The sequence below is a fragment of the Janthinobacterium sp. GW456P genome, from assembly GCF_002127655.1.
Taxonomy (GTDB): domain Bacteria; phylum Pseudomonadota; class Gammaproteobacteria; order Burkholderiales; family Burkholderiaceae_D; genus Janthinobacterium.
This window is the reverse complement of sequence record NZ_NEHB01000040.1, coordinates 26,529-47,021: the sequence shown is the minus strand read 5'-3', so window position 1 is coordinate 47,021 and position 20,493 is coordinate 26,529. Positions and strand designations below refer to the sequence as shown.

At 52.4% G+C, this 20,493-nt stretch carries 16 protein-coding genes and 4 pseudogenes; all 20 read left to right on the top strand.

What is annotated here, in order from left to right; genetic code table 11:
* Positions 1 to 687: 687 nt before the first annotated feature.
* Positions 688 to 1,113: pseudogene (locus tag CBW66_RS25905) on the top strand (isochorismatase family protein); the annotation flags it as partial.
* A gap of 283 nt (positions 1,114 to 1,396) precedes the next feature.
* On the top strand, positions 1,397 to 2,389 hold the full coding sequence (locus tag CBW66_RS25900; RefSeq protein ID WP_230492386.1) for an alpha/beta hydrolase: 993 nt from the start codon (positions 1,397 to 1,399) through the stop codon (positions 2,387 to 2,389).
* A gap of 95 nt (positions 2,390 to 2,484) precedes the next feature.
* Complete coding sequence (locus tag CBW66_RS25895; RefSeq protein WP_086140549.1) at positions 2,485 to 3,102, top strand: hypothetical protein; 618 nt, start codon at positions 2,485 to 2,487, stop codon at positions 3,100 to 3,102.
* 809 nt (positions 3,103 to 3,911) lie between these two features.
* The gene (locus tag CBW66_RS25890) at positions 3,912 to 4,313 is read left to right on the top strand and encodes a ribonuclease E inhibitor RraB (protein WP_086140548.1); all 402 of its coding nucleotides are present in this window, start codon (positions 3,912 to 3,914) and stop codon (positions 4,311 to 4,313) included.
* Between the two features lie 87 nt (positions 4,314 to 4,400).
* The gene (locus CBW66_RS28815) at positions 4,401 to 4,799 is read left to right on the top strand and encodes a molecular chaperone DnaJ (protein WP_139841787.1); all 399 of its coding nucleotides are present in this window, start codon (positions 4,401 to 4,403) and stop codon (positions 4,797 to 4,799) included.
* 698 nt (positions 4,800 to 5,497) lie between these two features.
* Positions 5,498 to 6,244 carry a DUF4386 domain-containing protein gene (locus CBW66_RS25885; protein ID WP_086140553.1) on the top strand — a complete coding sequence of 249 codons (747 nt, stop codon included), beginning with the start codon at positions 5,498 to 5,500 and terminating at the stop codon, positions 6,242 to 6,244.
* A gap of 493 nt (positions 6,245 to 6,737) precedes the next feature.
* A complete protein-coding gene (locus CBW66_RS28810; protein ID WP_139841786.1) occupies positions 6,738 to 7,457 on the top strand; it encodes a hypothetical protein in 720 nt (239 codons plus the stop codon).
* 492 nt (positions 7,458 to 7,949) lie between these two features.
* Positions 7,950 to 8,426 carry a hypothetical protein gene (locus CBW66_RS25875; RefSeq protein ID WP_086140546.1) on the top strand — a complete coding sequence of 159 codons (477 nt, stop codon included), beginning with the start codon at positions 7,950 to 7,952 and terminating at the stop codon, positions 8,424 to 8,426.
* A gap of 838 nt (positions 8,427 to 9,264) precedes the next feature.
* Positions 9,265 to 10,107, top strand: coding sequence for a hypothetical protein (locus tag CBW66_RS25865; protein WP_139841785.1), 843 nt, complete (start codon positions 9,265 to 9,267; stop codon positions 10,105 to 10,107).
* 513 nt (positions 10,108 to 10,620) lie between these two features.
* Positions 10,621 to 11,007 (top strand): hypothetical protein, encoded by a 387-nt coding sequence (locus tag CBW66_RS25860; RefSeq protein ID WP_086140544.1) that lies wholly within the window; start codon positions 10,621 to 10,623, stop codon positions 11,005 to 11,007.
* A gap of 75 nt (positions 11,008 to 11,082) precedes the next feature.
* The gene (locus tag CBW66_RS25855) at positions 11,083 to 11,619 is read left to right on the top strand and encodes a hypothetical protein (protein ID WP_086140543.1); all 537 of its coding nucleotides are present in this window, start codon (positions 11,083 to 11,085) and stop codon (positions 11,617 to 11,619) included.
* 76 nt (positions 11,620 to 11,695) lie between these two features.
* Positions 11,696 to 11,926 carry a hypothetical protein gene (locus tag CBW66_RS28805; RefSeq protein WP_139841784.1) on the top strand — a complete coding sequence of 77 codons (231 nt, stop codon included), beginning with the start codon at positions 11,696 to 11,698 and terminating at the stop codon, positions 11,924 to 11,926.
* Positions 11,927 to 11,966: 40 nt separating this feature from the next.
* Positions 11,967 to 12,191, top strand: a complete 225-nt coding sequence (locus CBW66_RS25850; protein WP_086153686.1) for a hypothetical protein — start codon at positions 11,967 to 11,969, stop codon at positions 12,189 to 12,191.
* A gap of 239 nt (positions 12,192 to 12,430) precedes the next feature.
* Positions 12,431 to 14,089 (top strand): alpha-glucosidase, encoded by a 1,659-nt coding sequence (locus CBW66_RS25845; RefSeq protein WP_170933066.1) that lies wholly within the window; start codon positions 12,431 to 12,433, stop codon positions 14,087 to 14,089.
* 37 nt (positions 14,090 to 14,126) lie between these two features.
* Positions 14,127 to 14,261: pseudogene (locus CBW66_RS25840) on the top strand (transposase); the annotation flags it as partial.
* 99 nt (positions 14,262 to 14,360) lie between these two features.
* Entirely contained in the window at positions 14,361 to 15,992 is a 1,632-nt protein-coding gene (locus tag CBW66_RS25835; RefSeq protein WP_086140541.1) for an AAA family ATPase, read from the top strand.
* Complete coding sequence (locus tag CBW66_RS25830) at positions 15,992 to 16,960, top strand: hypothetical protein (RefSeq protein WP_086140540.1); 969 nt, start codon at positions 15,992 to 15,994, stop codon at positions 16,958 to 16,960. The genes CBW66_RS25835 and CBW66_RS25830 overlap by 1 nt, the downstream gene beginning before the upstream one ends.
* 119 nt (positions 16,961 to 17,079) lie before the next feature.
* Positions 17,080 to 17,235 (top strand): annotated as a pseudogene (locus CBW66_RS29590) (IS3 family transposase); the annotation flags it as partial.
* Positions 17,232 to 18,286 (top strand): annotated as a pseudogene (locus CBW66_RS25825) (IS3 family transposase); the annotation flags it as partial. The pseudogenes CBW66_RS29590 and CBW66_RS25825, both read left to right, overlap by 4 nt.
* A 7-nt stretch (positions 18,287 to 18,293) precedes the next feature.
* On the top strand, positions 18,294 to 19,961 hold the full coding sequence (locus tag CBW66_RS25820; RefSeq protein ID WP_170933065.1) for a UvrD-helicase domain-containing protein: 1,668 nt from the start codon (positions 18,294 to 18,296) through the stop codon (positions 19,959 to 19,961).
* Positions 19,962 to 20,493 lie beyond the last annotated feature (532 nt).

Genomic DNA, 20,493 nt, shown 5'->3' with positions numbered 1-20,493 from the left:
TCCAGCGCTCCCACATCAAGGCCTTCTGGCTCTCGGTGTAATAAATGCGTGGTTTCTGTTTCATCTTCAACACTCCTGTAACCTAGGCGTTTAGGTTAGAGTGTTGCGACCACCGATTGAATCCGCAGCCAAGAGCAGACGGTCATTTTTGTAGCCGGAAAACAGGATAGTATTGATGGTTAGCACCGAGATAGAGAAGAGGAAAGCTGTTCGACTACAGTATCGTGAGCTCTTCGATGCGCTCTCAACGCTACTGTTCAGGGCTGACCCAATTGGTATTAATTTTGAAACGAACACTGACGAATACGAACCAGAGGTCGGGACAATTATTCCCCGACTGAGGCATGCCAAATCTGAAGCCGATGTGCAACTTATAGTTCACGAGGAATTTTGTAGATGGTTCGACAGCGAGACTGCCGGGCCGATAACCGATTATCGTGACCTCGCTTCTCAAATTTGGGATGAATGGCTACGATGCAAATAATTGCAGTGGGGCTGACGGCGGCCTTCGGCCAAGAGCTGCCGTTCGTCTTACCCTCATCCGGTATTTAAAATTCATGCGCAACGAATATGACAACTCTTCTTATTATCGATATGCAAGTGGGAATGACCTGGGCCAAGGCTGATGTCCGGAACAATCATCACGCTGAGGCTACCATCGCGAAACTGTGAAGCGCCTGGCGCGCCCGCAACTCTCCCGTAGTGCATGTCCGTCACATGTCCCGGACAACAGGTTCTCCGTTCTGGCCAGGTCAGTCCGGTGCGGAATTCCAGCCGGCGCTGGCACCTCTGGCACATGAGCATGTTGTCGAGAAAAACGTACCCGATGCCTTCATCAATACAGGGCTTGAGCGTTGGCTCCATGCTCGCGGCGAATCAGCCATCGTCGTCGTCGGGGTCAGTACCAATAATTCCGTAGAAAGTACTGCACGAACCGCTGGCAACCTGGGCTTCAAGACTTTCGTAGTATCTGACGGCACCTATGCATACGCGAAGGTTGACTTTAATGGCACGCAGCGTTCTGCCGATGAGGTACATGCCATGGCCCTTGCCAATCTTGACGGGGAATATGCGACCGTAATTCACTCAGAAGCCGCATTGGATGGCGTTTAGTTAGCCGTTTGGCCTGGAATTTGAAAGGGCATCAGTCGGCCAGAAGCGGCCATTTAGAGCAGAGTGACAATGTGTGAGAATTTCTGCTTGGCAATCCGCTATGCTCTAGTGCCGCTATCGGCCAGGAGCGGCCCTCTGGAGGTGAAATTCGTACATTTGTAAATCATTGATTTCTGTCAATATGTTGCCAAAACCACAAACTCCTGCAATGCAGACCCAATAAAGATGAGGGTCGCAATCTAGGACATTTCGCTTGCGTCTCGCAAGTCAATGAACGGCTAGGATGTTAGTGACCATTATGACGAAATTGAATTCCCTCTTATTTATCATCCCGTTGTTGACGGTCGCAATTCAGGCACATGGAGAGCCAGTAGAGACGTACGTCGAAGCGGCGGGGCCAACGGGGCCCTTGAAAGGGGTAATGCTGTCTCCGGGTGCGCAACCAGGTCCGGTCGCTCTGATCATTCCTGGTTCTGGCCCGACAGACCGCGATGGAAACAGTCCGCTAGGCATCCGTGCATCGACCTATAAACTCCTTGCCCAGGACCTGGCTGCGCGCGGTATGACGACCGTCCGCATAGACAAACGCGGCATGTTTGCGAGCGCTGCGGCAACGCCGAACGCTAATGCGGTGACGATCGCCGATTACGTGAACGACGTGAATGCCTGGGTTGCGGGCCTGCAAAAACGTACAGGGGCCGCTTGTATTTGGCTCATAGGCCACAGCGAAGGGGGACTGGTCGCAATGGCTGCATCAAAGAATCAACCTGGAGTTTGCGGTCTTGTATTGGTAGCCGCCGCCGGACGCCCGTTGGGTGAAGTCTTGCGCGAACAGATCAAGGCGAATCCTGCGAACGGTCCGTTCGTCGGCCAAGCAATGTCGGCAATCGACTCGCTGGAACAGGGCCGGCGGGTTGATACTGCCAGCATGCACCCGGCCCTGCAGGGCCTGTTTGCCCCCCAAGTGCAAGGATTCCTGATCAGTGAATTTTCTTACGATCCACGTCGCCTCCTAGCGGATGAACAAAAGCCGGTGCTAGTGCTACAGGGTAAGCGTGACATTCAAGTCAGCGAAGCGGACGCTCACCAGCTCAAACAGGCGGCTCCGCACGCGACGCTTGTGCTACTCCCTGATGTCAATCATGTCCTCAAGGCGGTCGTATCCGATGACAGGCGCGCGAATCTTGCTACCTACACCGATCCAAGCCTTCCGCTCGCGCCAGATGTTGGTAGCTCGGTCGCAGACGTCATCATGCGCAATTCAAATATCCATTGAACCATATGCCGTAACGCCACGGTCCGCTTCGTGGCATAACCGGCCAAAGACGGCAGCCGGCCAATTTCAGACGTTCAGTATCGCCAAGGGATTCTATGCTGCAAAAGTATTTCGATGAGCTAAAGCGCGCCGACTGGACATCCAGTTCGCTCTTTGACGCGGAGACGGTGGTAGATCAGAGCAAACTCTTTGCGTTTCACCCGACAGTACGAGAACTCCACGGCAACGTATTGGATGACGAAAACACAAGCAACCATCATTTTTTAATTACGGTCGAGCCATTGGCTGGAAGTGTTTTTTTTCTTTCGCACGACGGCGATTCGCGAATGGTGTTTGAAAGCGTGACTGATTTCTTAGACTCCGTGCGTAAGGCTCAAGCCGAAGGGCTGTCTGTGTCTGAGTTACATCCGCGTTTGAGCCCTGTCGCTAGGGACCAGGCGGCACTAGCGAATTTCATTCTCACGCTCCACCGTCAGGAATGCAATGACCTAATCGTCAGCCTTCTGCCTTCGCTGGACCTTAAAGATCTGCCGTTGCTTCAATTACTCGCCAATGACGCCGACTTCTTTCTGGGTGAGGCAGTTGCCATGGAAATCGAGAAGCGACCGTCAAAGGCGCTTCTGCCGATCGCCATCACATGTGCTGACCATGTTCATCCTCAAGTTTCAGTTGCTGAATCGCGCGCTTTGCGACGAATTAAGCAGCTTCTTTGAACGTCCGTAAAGGGGCGGAATCTGCCAACGACGGCAAGCGGCCAGAAGCGGACGATTGACGTTACCCTTCATTACTCAATTTAAGTATGCCAAGTTACGTAAAAGACACTGGAACGAGACTAGAGGTGATAGGTACGATGCATGGGGCACGTCCTGGTGGTACTTTGAAGTCGATGGTGCAGGCTGGGTTACCCGACAAATTGAACAGTACAATTCTGGTCCGCTGCTTTGCTATAGTGCCGAGCATGAGGGCGACGAATTTGGCGGGATATCAGAAAAGCCTCTTGATTTATCGGAGCCAGGGTACAGTGCGATTTCCTATCAAGAGTTCGAATCAATTTGGAGAGCCGCGTAGCGCTTCCGTTATCGGCCAATAGCTGCCCTTCAAGTTCTTAGCTAGAGAGATGTCATGGATGCTACCGTATGGGCAAGTTCTGGAAAAAGACAGCTTGGGGTTCGTGTTGGCCCGGCAAATCGTTTCCACTACTTTAGTCCACTATGGAAACATATTTTGGTTGAACTGGACGGGGAACTTCGTCAATTCAATCTCACGCCCGGATTTTGGAATCATTGTCCCGAGTTCAGGGATAGTAGCGAAGCGTATATTAAGATGTGGCTAAGTCAACGCGGACTGCTGGACTGGCCAAAAGGGAGACCACCACGTCTGGTACTGCAGCCTTTAGATGGAAATCGCTTCCGACTTAGCATCCAGTAAAAAAGGCAGCCATCGGCCAGAAGCAGACAGTCAGCCGTCGTTGGCCAACGTGCCCACCACATTTTTATACTAGATCAAGAAAGATCACATCTCTATGAAGTCACTTCGCCTGTTAACCTGTGCGACGTTGGTAATTGCATGGTGTGCAGCATCGACAGTCTGTGCTCAAACGTCAATTGCCGAACAACAGGATGCACGGGTCATAGAGACTCTGCGTCAGAACTGCGCGGATGTTACCAAAGTACATGACATCGATTTCTTTCTTGTCTTTACACGAAAGGACGACGCGGTTGCCACTGCAGAGAAAATCAGTGCCTTGGGATACGAGATTGTAGGCGTTGGCCAGCCGCCCACCACGAAGCAATGGGAAATTCACGCCAAGCGCAAGATGGTGCCAGAGTTGCAAGCAATGCAGGCGACTACACGCGCGCTGCAATCCCTGGCGGAAGTGCGCAATGGGTATTACGATGGCTGGGGTGCCGTCGGAGTCAAATAGCGGAATTTGCGGGACAGACGGCTTCATTGTGGCCACTGGCCGCAACCGGCCAGCAGCGGATGGTTCAAGAACTCAACCGAGATGAGCATGAAACGACTATTGGCTCTTACTTTTTTTACTTGCGTTTCAGCATATGCTCAGGAAACGCCCTTGCCCGAGACCGAACATTCGGCCATTGAGTATAAATCTGTGTCCGAAGCATTGGCTGCGCTACGAGCGAAGCCGGGTACCGAAATAAGCAAAAAAGGTAACTGGACAATTGCAACTGAGCAGGACATGAATGTGATTTGGTCCTTTGCCCCAGAAGGCCATCCAGCTTATCCGGCTCTGGTCAGGCGAGCTATCGTTTCTCATGACGGAAGAATATCCATCAAAATGAATGTGCAGTGCCAAGCTAGCAAGTCGGCTTGCGATAGGTTAGTACGTGAATTTATACAGCTGAACGAAGACATGCGGGCATCATTTCAATCGAAAGAAAATAAGTGAAATTGGCCGCATCCGGCCAAAACCAGCCGTTCGACTTGCTAAAAATGTTGATGCGCCTTGACTACGAGAAGTTGAAAGTAGGAAATTTTATGGGACTTATGAGATGGAAAGATATGAACTCCATTCGCCTCGCCAGCGCCGCTTCGAGTGGTTTAGGAAGTGGGTGACAATTGTTTCTTGTTTGGTTGTAGCGTTTCTTTTCTGGGGTTTACTAGCCGCTGGATTGACCAGGTATTTTTTCAAGGTTTCTGAGGAAGGTGCTCTACTGTATGTTGGCCTTCCAACTGGGTTAGTGGTTCTCGCTATTCTGTGGGCTAAACTTCCAAAATTGACACGTGCATTGGGTTTTGATGACCATTTACGATAGCCTTTTGACGGCAGCAGTCGGCCAAGAGCAGACGGTCAAGGTTGTTAAGCGACAAGACTTGCTGCGCAGATGCGAATAACTTTCGCCCGTTCTGCCAATTGCGGCAAGAGGTGCAAATCAAACCGGATTCGCCTCGCTTGCCCCGGAGATCCGCAAGTCATGCCGCCTACATCACGGCTCGTCGTAATTCGATGGACGCGCCAAAGGCGTTTTGATAAAGTGAAATTGCTGCTGGGCAGCTTGCATCGACGAGATGCCTGCTTAGTCAAACAACAAGAATGGGCTTGTCAGAGTGAAGGGAGTGGAACTCAATATACGGATGGAAGAAAACATGCCTGAACGAAATTACGTTCAAGTCAAGTACGATTCTGTGCAGGCCTATGCCCGAGTCGGAGGAGCGCTTTACCTGACCATCATTATCATCGGGCTCCTCGGGGAGGCGGTAATTCGAAACAGCCTAGTAGTCGCAGGCGACGCCGCGGTAACCGCCCAACGCATTCTCGAGTCAGAACTCCTGTGGCGCCTAGGTGTCGCCGGGCAGCTTGTACTTCTGATATGCGCTGTCGCTTTGACGTTCATTTGGTACGTGCTCCTGCGCCCTGTGAATCGAAATATCACCCTACTCGCGGTTTTTTTTGCTTTGATCTCGCTTGCCGTCGAAAGTGTCAGCGCACTTCATCTGCAGGCGGTACTTACCCCTTTATCAAACGTTGCCTTAAAGGTCGCAGATCCGCAGCAGCTTCATGCTTTGGCATATCTGTCTGTCGTTTCGCATTCGCAGGCTTTCGGGGTGGCACTGATCTTCTTCGGAGTAGAGTGCCTGATTGTCGGATACCTCATTCGAAAGTCGGGCTATTTTCCAAAGTTGATTGGCACCATGATGCAAATCGCCGGTCTGTGCTACCTCATCAACAGCTTCAGTTTGGTCCTGTATCCGCCGTTGGCGCATCTCCTCTTTCCCGCAATTTTGTTTCCAGCACTTGTGGCGGAAGGTTCATGTTGCCTCTGGCTTCTGATCAAAGGCGTTAATGTCGCTGCATGGGAACGCCAAACGAGAACGTCTTTAGAACGAATGTAGAGGGATTGAATCCGCAGCCAGGACCTGACGATCACTACGCATCGCCTTAAGTACATATGTTGCCTCTGGCTTCTGATCAAAGGCGTTAATGTCGCTGCATGGGAACGCCAAACGAGAACGTCTTTAGAACGAATGTAGAGGGATTGAATCCGCAGCCAGGACCTGACGATCACTACGCATCGCCTTAAGTACATTTCTATTTAAAAGAAATATGAAAAATTTCAACACGCTACTGTTTTTTATCTTGGCCATGCTCCCATTCCACGCGAATGCGGTTGACCAAGAAAGTCACAGTTTTGTTGCAGACCCTAACATCCAAAAAAATATTGAGCTTTCCATTCAGGCAACCCTGATAGTAGGCTGACGTTTTTATTATTTAACACTATGTTTTAACCAGCTACCCGTCTGTGCTTATTGGCCCGTGTCCGTGCTTATCAGCTCACCCTGTCCGTATAAGTACCAGTTAATCCCCCAAGCCACTCTCTCAAGAATCATGAATCCAGATCTGCTGAAATCTTTTGCACAAATCGCAGCACCGGCCGGAATTGCCATCGGCGCATTTCTCTATATATGTCGTGATGTCGTTGCGAAGAACATCTTTCCAAGCCTCACCAAGCAACAAGCCTTTCGGGTCATCATGTTTGTAGTGTTTTCGGCTTTGACCGTGGCGTTAGCAGGCACAGCTGCATGGGCATACGTCGCCCTTCCAAGAGCAACCAGCCACCCTGCGATAAACGTTACCTATCCTCCTTTGTCAATGGATGCGCTGAAGAACCTAACGTACAAAATCGACGATGAATCCATCACCTTGCAGGAAGGGGCGCGAGAGTTCATTCCCGATGCTGAGCAGGGCATGCACGAGAAGACAATCGCAGTCTATCTGACGGACCATGCGTTCGGTGATCTTAATGGTGATGGAAGCATTGACGCTATCGCTGTTCTACAGAAGTCAAATGGGGGTAGCGGTATCTATTACTACCTTGCCCCCGTCTTCAACAATAAGGGGACGGGAAAGCAATATGGAAAGGCCTACGTCTTGGGCGACCGGTTGCAGTTTCGGAGTGTCTCCATAGACGACGGGAAAGTCACTGTTGAACTCATGATGCACGGTCCTAATGACGGATTATGTTGCCCAACGCAGTTCCGTATCCTGGAATTCATACTCAGAAATCTAACCTTGCAGTGCACCACGGAACCGTGCTCCGAAGTCTAAGAACGCCTAACAAAACGTCGTCCAGAAAAACAAAAGGCCCCGAAACTGGTCAAACCCACCTGACATCGTTTTCGAGAACCCACCATGGCCAAAGCACTTCTTCCTGACGACCTGTGGGCGGTGATTCAGCCTTTGCTGCCAGCAAGAGCCGAGGTGCCCTGCCAGGCTCCTGGTATGCGATCTCATAGCAACCTGATCCACCGACGAGGTCGGGTCTAGCCGGTCTATCACCCCTGCCCTGCAGAGCCTTCTGCCGCGCTGAAGCCGTAGTTGCTTCAGCTTCGGCGGGTTCCCGCATTAACGTTCCCGCAGCAAAACGCCTTGCGACGGCAACCTCAGGTTTCGCGGGTCGCGGCTTAATCGATTCGAGGTCTCTTTCGCATCATTTCTGCTCTGCAACGATGCATTTAAGTTAAAGTGTTGCATTGAACGATTGAGTCCGCAGCCAAAAGCAGACCGACGTACTACCCGAAATTTAGTGAGAAAGACTTAATGAGCGAACGCACCTTTATGGTTCCAGCCGAACGGTATGACCTCTCGGCACTTTTGTCGGAATGGACCTGGCTGGTCCCCGAGCGGGATACTCCTCTTTTCCTGACAGTAATGGCCGACTGGGTATTTGGCTCCCCTGATGGAGCAATCTGGCGACTGTCTGCGCTGGAGGGGGATTACGTGCAAATTGCCAAAAATGCCGAGCAATACAATTGTATGAAAAGATCGGAGGAATGGCTGAGCGAAGAGTTTTGCGCCGACTGGCAACCTATTGCCGCTGAAAGTAACTTATTGCCAGACGAGGCCGAATGCTTAGGTTGGAGAGTGCATCCTTACTTGGGCGGCGATATGAAGGTCGGGAACTTGCAGGTATTCTCCATGCTGGTCTACCAAAGCTTGATGGGGCAATTACACCGCCAGCTTAGAGCTCGCCCAGCCACAGCCCCTGCGAAGAAGCCTAGCTGGAAATTTTGGTGACTGATTCCGGCCAGGAGCGGACGGACGAAAGATAATGCAACCGCGTCGAATAGAGATAGGTATGGTAAAGATAAACACGACAGGTACTATCATAAATTCCGAGCATCCAACTCATCAGGTTCGAGTGGAGTATGACGCGGAAAAGACTGGAGGCTACTTCATCTTTGAATGGTGGGACGGTGGTGGTGGCCCACATTCAAATCTTGCTTTTGATTCATGGGTGGAGACTTTGAGTGGCGTGTCTCAGTTCATTGTCGAGTCTGGATGGAAAATCCGTTGGCAATAAAGCCAGGGCCGCTGTCCATGGGATTGATTGCCACTCGTGAACTCGACATGTACGGCGACAAGCCCAATCTCGCCTTGTTGATCAACGATAAGCAAGACGCTGGGAATTCACTTCATTGATCCGCCTACTTCGGTGGTTCTACGACCGCTTAGGGTTGTAATCTGTCGTACATGAACGGCGGTAACCGGCCAAAAGCCGACGCTCACCGTGGCCGCATACAACTTGTAGTCGGATAGAGGTTTGAAGATGCGAAATACATGCAGTATATGCGGTCGAAAACTGGACCAGAAAGATGACCCTCTGTCAGTTGACTGTGGTGGCGATTGTTGGGGCTGCATCGGTGAAATTGAAGCAGACATGGGCGACGAGTATTCGTTAACCAAAGTCAGGGAAGAGTTTGCGAAAGGATTCCGCCCACGATGGGTTGATACGAACTCCAATTTATCATCAGAGGTTAAGAAATAACAAGACGGTTATCGGCCATGAGCTGACATTGCCGCTCATTCGCACAGGAGTGCACCTGAATAAATTCTATTTAATAAGGGAACGTCAATGTTGGATGTCAAACGGCGGATAGAGGTAATTTCTGGGCTGCTTGAGCAGCGTACTCCGGAAAGTGCAACCTATGCAGCGCTGGAATGCCGATTGGCGATTGAATACCTGTGCTATGAGCGCATGCAACTGGCGCTTGAGCTGGCGTCGTATGCGGATATGGGGGGGTGGACGCCAAGCAAGGTAGTTAGAGCGGTTGAGGAGCTTGTGGATGAACATATTGCAAGTTCGTTCACGCTGTTGATAGCCAGCGAGCCTAATCCTGTACCTGGTCAAGAACTGACTCTGGAAGAATTCGAGAAATTGGACTACCACCCGCTCGGTACCCAAGCTCCGCTGGATCTCAAGAAACTCACTAAACTCTGGAACGCTCTAGCGAATTCAGCTTTACACGTACAGGTGCCAAAACTGCGAACCGATCAACTGTCCATCCACGGCGACATCTCGCGGACAACGGAAAAAGTGCAACAGTGCCTTACCGAGTTGAGGAAGATAGCGGACGGCACACTGCTCTCCAATGGGTTTGGTCCCGAAGTGTCGGTCGTTTGCGATGGCTGCGGCCATCCCGTAAAGCGAAGGGTGAAACGACTTTCCGATAAGCAAACTGTATCATGTGTCAATCCTAATTGCGCTGAGAGCTATACCGTCGAGAAAGTTGGCGATGATGAATTCACGTTCGAACGGAGATTAGCCCTTTTTGAGTGTAAGGACTGCGGGGTATCAAATAATTTACCATTAAGGCAAGTGGAGAAAATGAGAGTGGTCGAAGCTATCGATATCGCCTGCTCCAGATGCAGTGCACTTTATAAATTAAGCGCACAGCTTCAGATTACAAAGGTCTAGGTACCGAGGAGCGGCACTAAGCACAAGGGTTTTCTCGGACGTTCAGATTAGCGTCGGTCCGTTTTGGGGCCGAAACCGCCGACGACGGCAGCCGGCCATAAGCAGACGTACCACCTATACTTTCCCTCGGATTAAACTCGTAACATGAACCAAGATCCATCTCCCTACCTAGCGATGAAGCAGCGCGGCGCTTCTGCCGAAGAGGTATATCGGAAGGCCTGGAAAGATGGATTCAAACGACACGAATGCCTCCTTTTGATAATGGGTGTTTTCGACTTTGAGATGTCGGTAGCTCGCGACATTGGTCATGAGATTTGGCGAATAGAGCGGGATCAACATCTGTAAGCGGCCGCTTTAAGGCGAAACCTGCCAACGACAGCAGTCGGCCCCAATCGCGAAGGTCCGAATTGGGGCGGAACCTGCCAACGACGGCAAGCGGCCAGGAGCGGACGGTCGTGCAAACATGCGAGATGCAGCGCATTAAAGTCATTCATAAGGTGAGTAGGATTAGCAATGCAAGAGGAATCAAAAGAAGAAGTTCGCCGGATTTTGCAGGGAGCCTTTGGCAGCCTAAATCTCCATAGTGAGCTTCCATCAAGGGAGTTTTACGCGAGACTAAGCGTTGTTGGGCGTCCTGACGTATGGATACTGATCTACGGCGACTACATGGATTTCTCTTATACGGAAAATTCGTCACCGGTCTCACTCATCACCGACGTTTTTGCAGGACTTCAGCCTGCACAGATCATCGATTGGTCGCCCGGCCGGCTGGCATGTGTTCAGTACAAGTTAGCTGACCCTAACATGCTATTTCAAGCGATCGATGCATTACTAAAGAAACTTTATGGACTTACCGACTACAAACTCGCTGGCTCCCTAGAAACGTTTGGACGCGCGTAAGTTTGTGGGAAGGAACCATTATTTGATGGTAACAATCGGCCAGAAGCGGTCATTCGACGTATCCCTTGGAAACAAATGCAGATGGAAGTTAAATTTCTTAGTCTTGGCGAGCAAAGTGAACATGGTCGCGTCCTTGTTGCTCGCGGCCCAACCTCAGAATCCAACATCGTTGCCAGTGTCTTGATCGCTCACCATAGTGCGCCGGTGACTCGCGTAAACATTCTTGCCAGCGCAGGGTACTCGTGCTTTCAGAGCACACGTTTCGCCGAGGGCATTGTTTACATCGGCTTTGGGCAGTTCGTGTTCGTCGTTGATCTTTACCTTGGCGAAGTTCGTCGCCATCAGCTGGACGGTTACTTTGACCATCTGTACGATTCGCGCGACCTTGAGACCCTAAATAGCCGCATCGCAGTGCTTGTAACTTCGGCATCTGAAGTTCTTGCTTTTGACCATACAGGAGGTCTGATGTGGGAGCAGTCGCCGCTTGGGATCGACGGTGTAGTCCTTCACGATGCGAGCGCGGGTCGGATTCGTGGTGATGGTGAATGGGACCCACCAGGCGGCTGGCGCCCATTTAGCCTAGTTCCAGAGTCAGGAGCAATACTTCAATGACCGGTATGGGGCGGTATCAGCAAACCACGGCAACCGGCCAAAACCGGACCTTCCTGAACATGAGTTAAACAAGAAAATGATGAACACGAATGCCTCTGAATTTGATAGAACTATAACGCTGAGAGAAGCCTACCAGCTTCTCGAAGCTTTCATTGTCCAATACCATGCACGTGGCGAGCGTTCAACTGTTGAGCTTCTCGCTGATATTGGTCTTGGTGCACAGGGCTATTCGGGTGATCCTGCACAGCTCCAAGATTTTTTGAATACCGCAGATACGATTTTGGGGCCGGGTAACAAGCAGCCGTAGGCGGCCAGGAGCGGCCATTTGATAATTTCCAAGGAACGCGATGACCGAAGATCTGTGTCTCAGGATTGCTGAGAAATATTTGTCGTCAAATGCCATTGAGTACATCCTTCCTGGCCGGATTGGCAGCAAAGAGCCGAGCAGGTGGGAGGCGATTTACGTCGTTCCAGCAGAAACGGACCCCACGGTGGCAGTTGTCGATCCTCCAGATGTACGAGTTTGGGTCACACTTCTTGACGGTCAAGTGGAATGGATACACCAAATGTGAACGGCTGCTTTGGGGCGGAAGCGGACGGTGCCATTGGGGTCTTAGACTCTCCTAATCCGTGGTTCTTGAAAGATGATAAACCGACGGGTCGTGTTAGGAGCCTGGGTGTCCTGCCTGGCACTTGGTGTGCGATCTTCTCGCTGTCTGATCCAACGACGAGATCGGTTGTGCCCTCCCCCCTGACGATCCCTGGGACGTTGCTAGACAGTGCCGCCAATCCATAAGCGAGAAAGATAATCATGTTGGATAAGAAATGGTGGCATAACGCCGTCGTGTATCAGATCTACCCACGTAGTTTTCAAGACAGCAATCACGATGGGGTCGGTGATCTGACCGGCATCATCGGCAGACTGGACTACCTGCAACATCTGGGAATCAACCTGATCTGGCTGTCGCCAGTGTACCGGTCGCCGATGGACGATAACGGCTATGACATCTCCGACTATCAGGATATCGCCGCTGAATTCGGCACATTGGCCGAGATGGAGCAGCTGATCGCAGAGGCGGCCAGGCGCGACATCCGTATCCTGATGGATCTTGTGGTCAACCACACCTCTGACGAGCATGCTTGGTTCGTCGAGGCGAAGAAATCCAAGGATAGCCCTTACCGTGACTACTACATCTGGCGCAATGCAGGCGCCGATGGCTTCCCGCCCGACCAGCAACGTTCGTATTTTGGCGGCAGTGCATGGGAATACGATACCGCCAGCGGTGAATACTACTTCCATCTGTTCTCGAAACGACAGCCGGACCTGAACTGGGAAAATCCCCAGGTGCAGGAAGAGGTGCATCGCATGATGAACTGGTGGCTGGACAAGGGCATCGGCGGCTTCCGAATGGATGTGATCGATCTCATCGGCAAACAGGTCGACCAGCAGATTATCGCCAACGGCGCACAACTGCACCCGCTGCTGCAGCAAATGCACCAAGCGACCCTGGCCGCACGCGATGTAGTGTCGGTGGGCGAAACCTGGAGCGCCACCCCGGAAACCGCCAAGCTGTATTCCGACCCGGCGCGCCAGGAGCTGTCGATGGTCTTCCAGTTTGAGCACATCACCATGACCCACGATGCCAAGGAGGGAAAATGGAAGCCGCGGCCATTCGATCTGATCGAATTCAAGCAGATCGTCAGTAAGTGGCAGACCGAGCTAGCCGATACAGGCTGGAATTCGCTCTTCTGGAATAACCACGACCTGCCGCGCGCCGTATCCAAATACGGCGCCCCTGGCCGTTACCGGGTCGAGTCGGCCAAGATGCTGGCCACCGCGCTACATTTTCTCAAGGGCACCCCCTACGTCTATCAAGGCGAGGAAATCGGCATGACCAATGTACGTTTCGATTCCATCGACGACTATCGCGACATCGAATCGCTCAACCTCTACCGCGAACGCACAGCCGCCGGCGTGTCACCGGAGACGATGATGGCCGGCATCCACGCCAACGGACGGGACAATGCACGCACTCCAATGCAGTGGAACAGCACTCACAACGCCGGCTTCAGTACTGGCACCCCATGGCTAAAGCTGAATCCAAACTACCCCGAGATCAACGTCGCGGCCGCGCTGGAACAACCCGATTCGGTCTTCTTCCACTACCAGAAGTTGATCGACCTGCGCAAACACTGGGACGTCATGGTTTACGGGAAATACCTGCCGTTGCTGGAGCAACACCCGCAGGTATTCGCCTACCGGCGCAGCTTGGGAAGCCAACAGCTGGTTGTCGTCAACAACTTCTGCGGCGAACACGTCGAATTGGATCTGCCGGCAATGCTGCACGGCATTGCCGGGCAAGGTTTGATCAGCAACTATGCCCAGCGTGACAGCTTGACCGACCATCTCAGCCTGCAGCCATACGAATCGTTTGCTATCGCGTATGAGTGTGACGCGGGGCGCGGGTAAAACGTTACTGTGCAATCACATCGAGTCGCGCGAACGCCTGGGGAAATGGCGATAGGTGGTTGAGCGCACTCTGGGCTGGTTGCACCGATTCCGACGATTACGCATCCGCTACGAGCGCCGTGCCGATATCCACCAGGCGTTTCTCTCGCTTGCCTGCATACTCATCTGCTAAGGATACATTCAGCGGTTTTGTTAGGCGCTATAAGTGGAATTGCGCCAACCCATACGGTATGATCAGCTTGCCCCCAGTCCACACTTTCAGAATGTAATCATGGTTCAAGCTGCCGTCACTCTCCATTCCATTATCGTCCGCACTCAGCAAGACCTACTGAACATCGCTTTCAGTAATGAGTATACCGTTGCATTCAGCGAAAACCGCATCACAATCGATCCGGCTGCCAAGCGGAAGCTGCCGCGCAGCTTAAACCATGAAATCGCCTCGCTCCACACGCTGTTCGGAGCGAATGGATCGGGGAAAACTGCGATCATGCTGCGCATTGCGGAAGCGTTGGGCATGGATGGCGAAATGAATATCTCGGTGCACTTTGAGCGTGCCAACGAGTTGTACTTTTACTCGGCTCCCGATCTAAATGGCTATAGGCTGGGCGGAACGAGCAAAACAAAACGGACCAAGGTACTTCCGCATATCGCTTCCGTGTTTTACACCAGTTCACCGTATGAATGGGACCGCCGACAGCGACTTTTGGAGCGAGCCGGATGCCTCGACGTGTCACCGCGATATGGAAGCATTAATCAGCTAGACGGACTGGCACTGCTCGAAGTCAAAGACCTGTTGGGACGCTTCATGAAGCATGCCCAGATAGGAATTAGCGCCAACCTGATTCCCTTGGCTGAAATAGGCGAACTTCTATCGCTCGCATATACGGAAAAGATCGATGACCTTGACTTGGGTAGCATGCTGAAAGCACTGCTGTATAGCCTTCCCCGCAGGTCTATGGCGCAAGAATCGCTACGCCTGCGGGTATTATGCAGCATTGCGGACATACGCCTAGGTGATTCGAAGCTAGCTCGCATGTGGCCATCCTTGCTTGCAGAGTCGCTGATCTGGGCAATAGGTAACCTGCTTTCCGATGAACCATCGCGCCACGACAGCATGGCCTTGCGCCGAATTCCGCACATACGGCGGCAGAAGATATTCTGGGATATGGAGTCGCGCTTTCACGCTGCCATCAAAGGCATTAACAAGGACGCGGACGGCATCATTGCGACGCTGGAGGCACTGTCAAACTGGACAAGGCAGCGCAAACGCAGTGAAATTCAGGCCACGCCAGATACTTTCGCGAAAAACATCAAGGACCGTCTGAACGATCACGCAAGCCTGGAACGGTGCAGCGCATTAGGATTGGTCCGGTTCTCCCTCGCACAACTGAGTTCAGGCGAAACGGCGCTGGCCGTGTTCAGCGCCGCCCTGCACGGAGCGTTAAGCAAGCTCGAAGGAACACCCTCCAGGCGTGGGCCTGTGCTGCTCCTCATCGACGAGGGCGAGATGTTCCTGCATCCGAAGTGGCAGCGCGAATACATTGGCAGCATCCTCAAACTCATGGCCCAGTTCCCCAAGATATCGAAGCGTTCGCACGTGCTGCTGTCGTCCCATTCCCTGATCGTCGCCGCAGACACACCACCCAACTGCCTAATCGATATCGAGCATGGGCGAACGCTCAACGGCTTTGGTCTTGGGCCGAAAAGCCTTCTGCACAACGTTTATGAGGTGGACGAACTGTCCGGCGCTTACACCAACCCGGCACTGACGCAATTAGCCGATTACTTTGGTAACGGCGGTCAGAAAATCAGCAAGCCGGAAGCAATACTCACAGCAGAGGCTCTCGCGGACGACAACATCCGCACTTACCTAGTGGGCAAAATCGAAGAGGAGCGCCATTAATGAAGCGGCTCAATCTCTTCACCGCCGCAACGTTGAAAACTCACCGGACAGCGCTAAAGGACAAGACACTCCTTAGCCTAACGGCGGAGTTCAGCGAGCCCAGCGTTATGAAAACGCGCGGGGCAGCCGTCATCGAGAGGTATCTGAGGAAGCACATTGACTCGTTGTTGGCTGGCGAGCCGACCGAACTGCTGGCGCACATCAGACATTTCGAGAAGGAATTCAAATGGTTCCACGTCTACGCGCTTGCTAACCCAAAAGCAAAGGATCCGGCTTATAACAAAGACAAAGCCGCCGTGGTCAGTGCTGTTCACAACACTTTCAACTATGACAAATTCTCAAAGCCGCGTTCAACATGGGGCGCTTACCACCTCGTGATGACTTACGGCGAACGCATTTGTCCTTACTGCAACCTCAATCACATCAACTTTCACAGCCGGCCAACAGGTACCAAAAAAAGTGTAAAAGTGCTGGAGATGCGCCCACCGCTCGACCATTATTATCCGCGCTTTTGCTATCCGTACCTGGGCATTTCCCTTTACAACTTAGTCCCGTGCTGCCATCAGTGCAATTCCAGTATCAAACTCCAAAAAGACCCGCTCGCGGCCGACCTCCCGCACCCATTTAAATTTCCTGACGGTGCATTCAGTTTCACCGTCCAGGATATCGACAAGTTCGACAAGCCGGTTAAAGCGGAAGAGATCAAGATCAGCTTTGGATGCGCACCCGGTCCCGTGCAGAACCACGTCAATTTCTTCGCCCTGCCAGAACGCTACGGCTGGTATGTCCATGAAATCGCAGATATGCACGGCAAGTATCTCAGCTACGCGGGGGCACCTACGGTGCTGGCCAAGGCGCTCAAGCGCGACATGGTTCTCCCCTTCAAGCCCGGGTCGGGCGCCGAGCGGACGCTGGGATTCTGCATGGAAGATATCTTTGCAAGCTTCGAGAAGCAATTCTCAAAATAGGGGGCACATTCGGGGCCATACCGCTGAAAATCTTTTTTCAGCGAACTCTCTACGATATGACGTCAATGGCGCGAGAGGAATGGAATGTCATGCAACAATCCGTTTGCTGGAGGGATTACCCGTCAACTGGTTACATGACGGCACAGGAAGCACAACGGGACATCAGCCATTACCTGCTGCACCGGCAAAACTGGATACGGCCACATCAGTTCAATCACGGATTGGCACCGGCCGTCGCCGAAGAAAAACTCAACGTAGTGTCCGGGATGGGTTGACCACTACACATAGCCTGTACGCCTGGGTGAAACGCTATGGCGTTCCGGAGGAAGAGCGCAAGGCAGTTGATGTCCAGGCCGACGAAATGCGGCGCCTGAAAGCCGAGCTCAAGCGCGTCACGGAGGAGCGCGACATTTTGAAAAAGGCCGCGGTGTACTTTGCCAAGACGTCCGCGTAAAGTACACCTTAATTGTTGAGTTACAGGACCAATTCCCGGTGCGACGGCTTTGCAAAGTGCTCGAGGTTCATCCGAGCGGTTTTTATGCTTGGCGTCTGAACCCTGAAAGCAAACGTGCCAAGGAAGACAAGCGCCTGCTGGTGCCCATCAAGGAATCTTGGCTGGAAAGCGGCAGCGTGTACGGCTACCGCAAGGTCTGCGACGATCTGCGCGAGCTGGGTGAACAATGTGGCATCAATCGCGTTCATCGCCTGATGCGCTCGGCGGGGATTCGTTCTCAGACGGGTTACGCCAGGCGCAAGTACAAACGTGGCGGCGCGCCGTCGCTGGTGGCTCCGAATCATCAGCAGCGGCAGTTTGACGTGCAAGAGCCAAATCGCGTCTGGGTCACGGACATTACCTACATCCGGACGTATGAGGGCTGGCTGTATTTAGCCGTTGTACTTGACCTGTTCTCGCGCCAGGTGGTGGGGTGGTCGATGAGTTCACGCATTGATCGCGAGTTGGCAATGAATGCACTGCTGATGGCTGTTTGGCGTCGCCAGCCCAGCAATACGGTGATGGTGCATTCCGACCAAGGCAGTCAATTCAGTAGCTACGACTGGCGCGACTTCCTTGACGAGCACAATCTTCAACAGAGCATGAGCCGGCGTGGCAATTGCCATGATAATGCTGTTGCCGAGAGCTTCTTCCAATTGTTGAAACGGGAACGAATTCGCCGCAAGACCTATGGCACACGGGAGGAAGCGAAGCAGGATATCTTTGATTACATCGAGATGTTTTACAATCCAAAGCGCCGGCACAGTTTCAGCAATGGCTTGTCGCCGGCAGAATACGAAAAGCGGTATTTCCAACGGCACTTGAGTGTCTAGCAGACTCGTGGCGATTCAGACCGACGAACAAACGCATGCCGTAGACCTTTTCAAAACTTCACGCTCACTCAAAATCAGTGCGTTCGCTGGCACTGGTAAGACTTCTACCCTGACTGCGCTTGCGAAGTCGACGCAGAAGAATGGGCTCTACCTGGCTTTTAACAAGAACATTGCTACTGAAGCATCGACCAAGTTTCCTCGCTCTGTTGATTGCAGAACCATGCACTCGTTAGCATTTCGAGCAGTGCCCAGCATGTATCGAGGGAACATGCCGAAGCTCACCAATTCGTTGCATAGCAATCTTGTTACCCGAATCCTTGCGATCGAGGAAATAGCTGCAGGTAACATCTCCCTGAAGCCTAGGTCGCTCGCTTTCCTGGCTGCGCAGACCGTGCAGCGGTTTTGCCAGAGCGGTGACGATGAGCTCTCCGTTGTCCACGTCCCGTTATCTGGGAAGTTGCAGAAGCTTGACCCCAAATATCAGGATGAGTTTAAAGAATACGTGAGCGATCTCGCGGCACATCTTTGGGATAGGATGCTGGATCCTGCAAGCGAAGCGCCACTAGGGCACGATGGCTACCTAAAGCTCTGGTCACTCTCGAAGCCGCGGTTGGATTATGATTTCCTTTTACTGGACGAAGCCCAAGACACTAATGAGGCAGTGCTGAGTGTTCTGCGACTCCAAGACAGCCATTTGACGCTTGTTGGTGACCGGCATCAGCAGATCTACGAATGGCGCGGGGCAGTTAACGCAATGGCTAGTGTCGAAACTGACGCAGAGGCATTCCTTACCAGGTCGTTCAGATTTGGGAGCACTGTGGCTGCGGCTGCAACGTCCATTCTAAGGCTTTTGGGGGAGACGAGAAGTGTTGTTGGGGACCCCAATCGTGACACAAGGATCGCTGCATCAGGAAGGACCGCGACCACGCTTTGTCGAACCAACGCCGGTGTGGTTTCTGTTGTCATTGATGCTCTCGGCCAAAATCGCAAACCCCATGTCGTGGGGGGAGTGAAGGACTTGATCCGCATGCTGGAAGATGTGGGCAAGCTGAAACGCGCCATACCGGCGGAGTCTCCAGAGTTTTTTGGCTTTAAGGATTGGCCTGAGGTCGTTGAATTTTCTGATTCAGAAGAAGGGGAATCCCTGAAGTCCTTTGTCAGTATTGTTCTGGCCAATGGAGAGGACACCCTTATCCGTAACCTAAAATCTGTATCCGCTGAAGAAAAAGGGGCTGATCTGATTGTCTCTACTGGTCATAAGGCGAAAGGACGAGAATGGGATTCCGTCACCTTATTCTCCGACTTTGAACCTCGCTTGAGCAAGGATGTTCCTCCAAAGCCTGTCCTGAATCAAGAGGAGGCCAGGCTTCTTTACGTTGCAGCGACCAGAGCACAAAAGCTTCTCGTCGTTCCATCTCGATTGGCCGAAAAATGGAATGTGCCGGCAGTACCGACGGTTGCTGCTGTTCAAGTTGTGGTGCCGACGGTTATCACGGAAACACCAAGGAGGTCACTGCCTCAGCTCCCATCATTTGCGAAGGTAATCCCCCCGTCATTTTCCGAGTCCCAAGCAAATTCAGTGAATTCACCTCGCAATTCGCGCACAATCGCGACGCCCGCTCCGGAGACTGGTTTGCTATCGTCAATTATTTCGTTTTTTGGTGGAAAGAAGTAAGGTCTTGTCACATTGTGTATTTGGATGCCGGATTTTCCAGGAAAGAAACTGCGGTACCTCAAACCGGATTGCCTGATCCAGCGACGAGATCGGGTCTGAGCTGTCTATCCCCTGCCCTGCAGTGACTACTCCCGCGTTAAAGCAAAAGCTGCTTGAGCTTCGGCTGGTTGCACTACACACTTTGCGGCGTTGTAGCAAAGGTTTTGCGGTGCGCCGACTTTGACTTGATGCGCTGCCGGTGCCCGCGGTTTGGGGCTGGCCGCCACGGCCGAAACAGACGTGCAATTAAGAGCCATTTTTTCGATGAACGGCAGCAAACGGACTGCTCATCGGTTGATCGACGAATGGTTGAGCGATATGCCCCGCTCTTCCATCATTTCCTCGATGTGCCGGTAGCTCAGCAGGTAAGCCGCATACCATCGAATACAGACCCAGATGACTTCGATCGGGAAAACGCATTCCTTTGAAATTGATCATGGCGCGCCGTCAAGGCTTCGATAGTGCAGCTATCCCGTGGCAGGGGTCGTGTCGC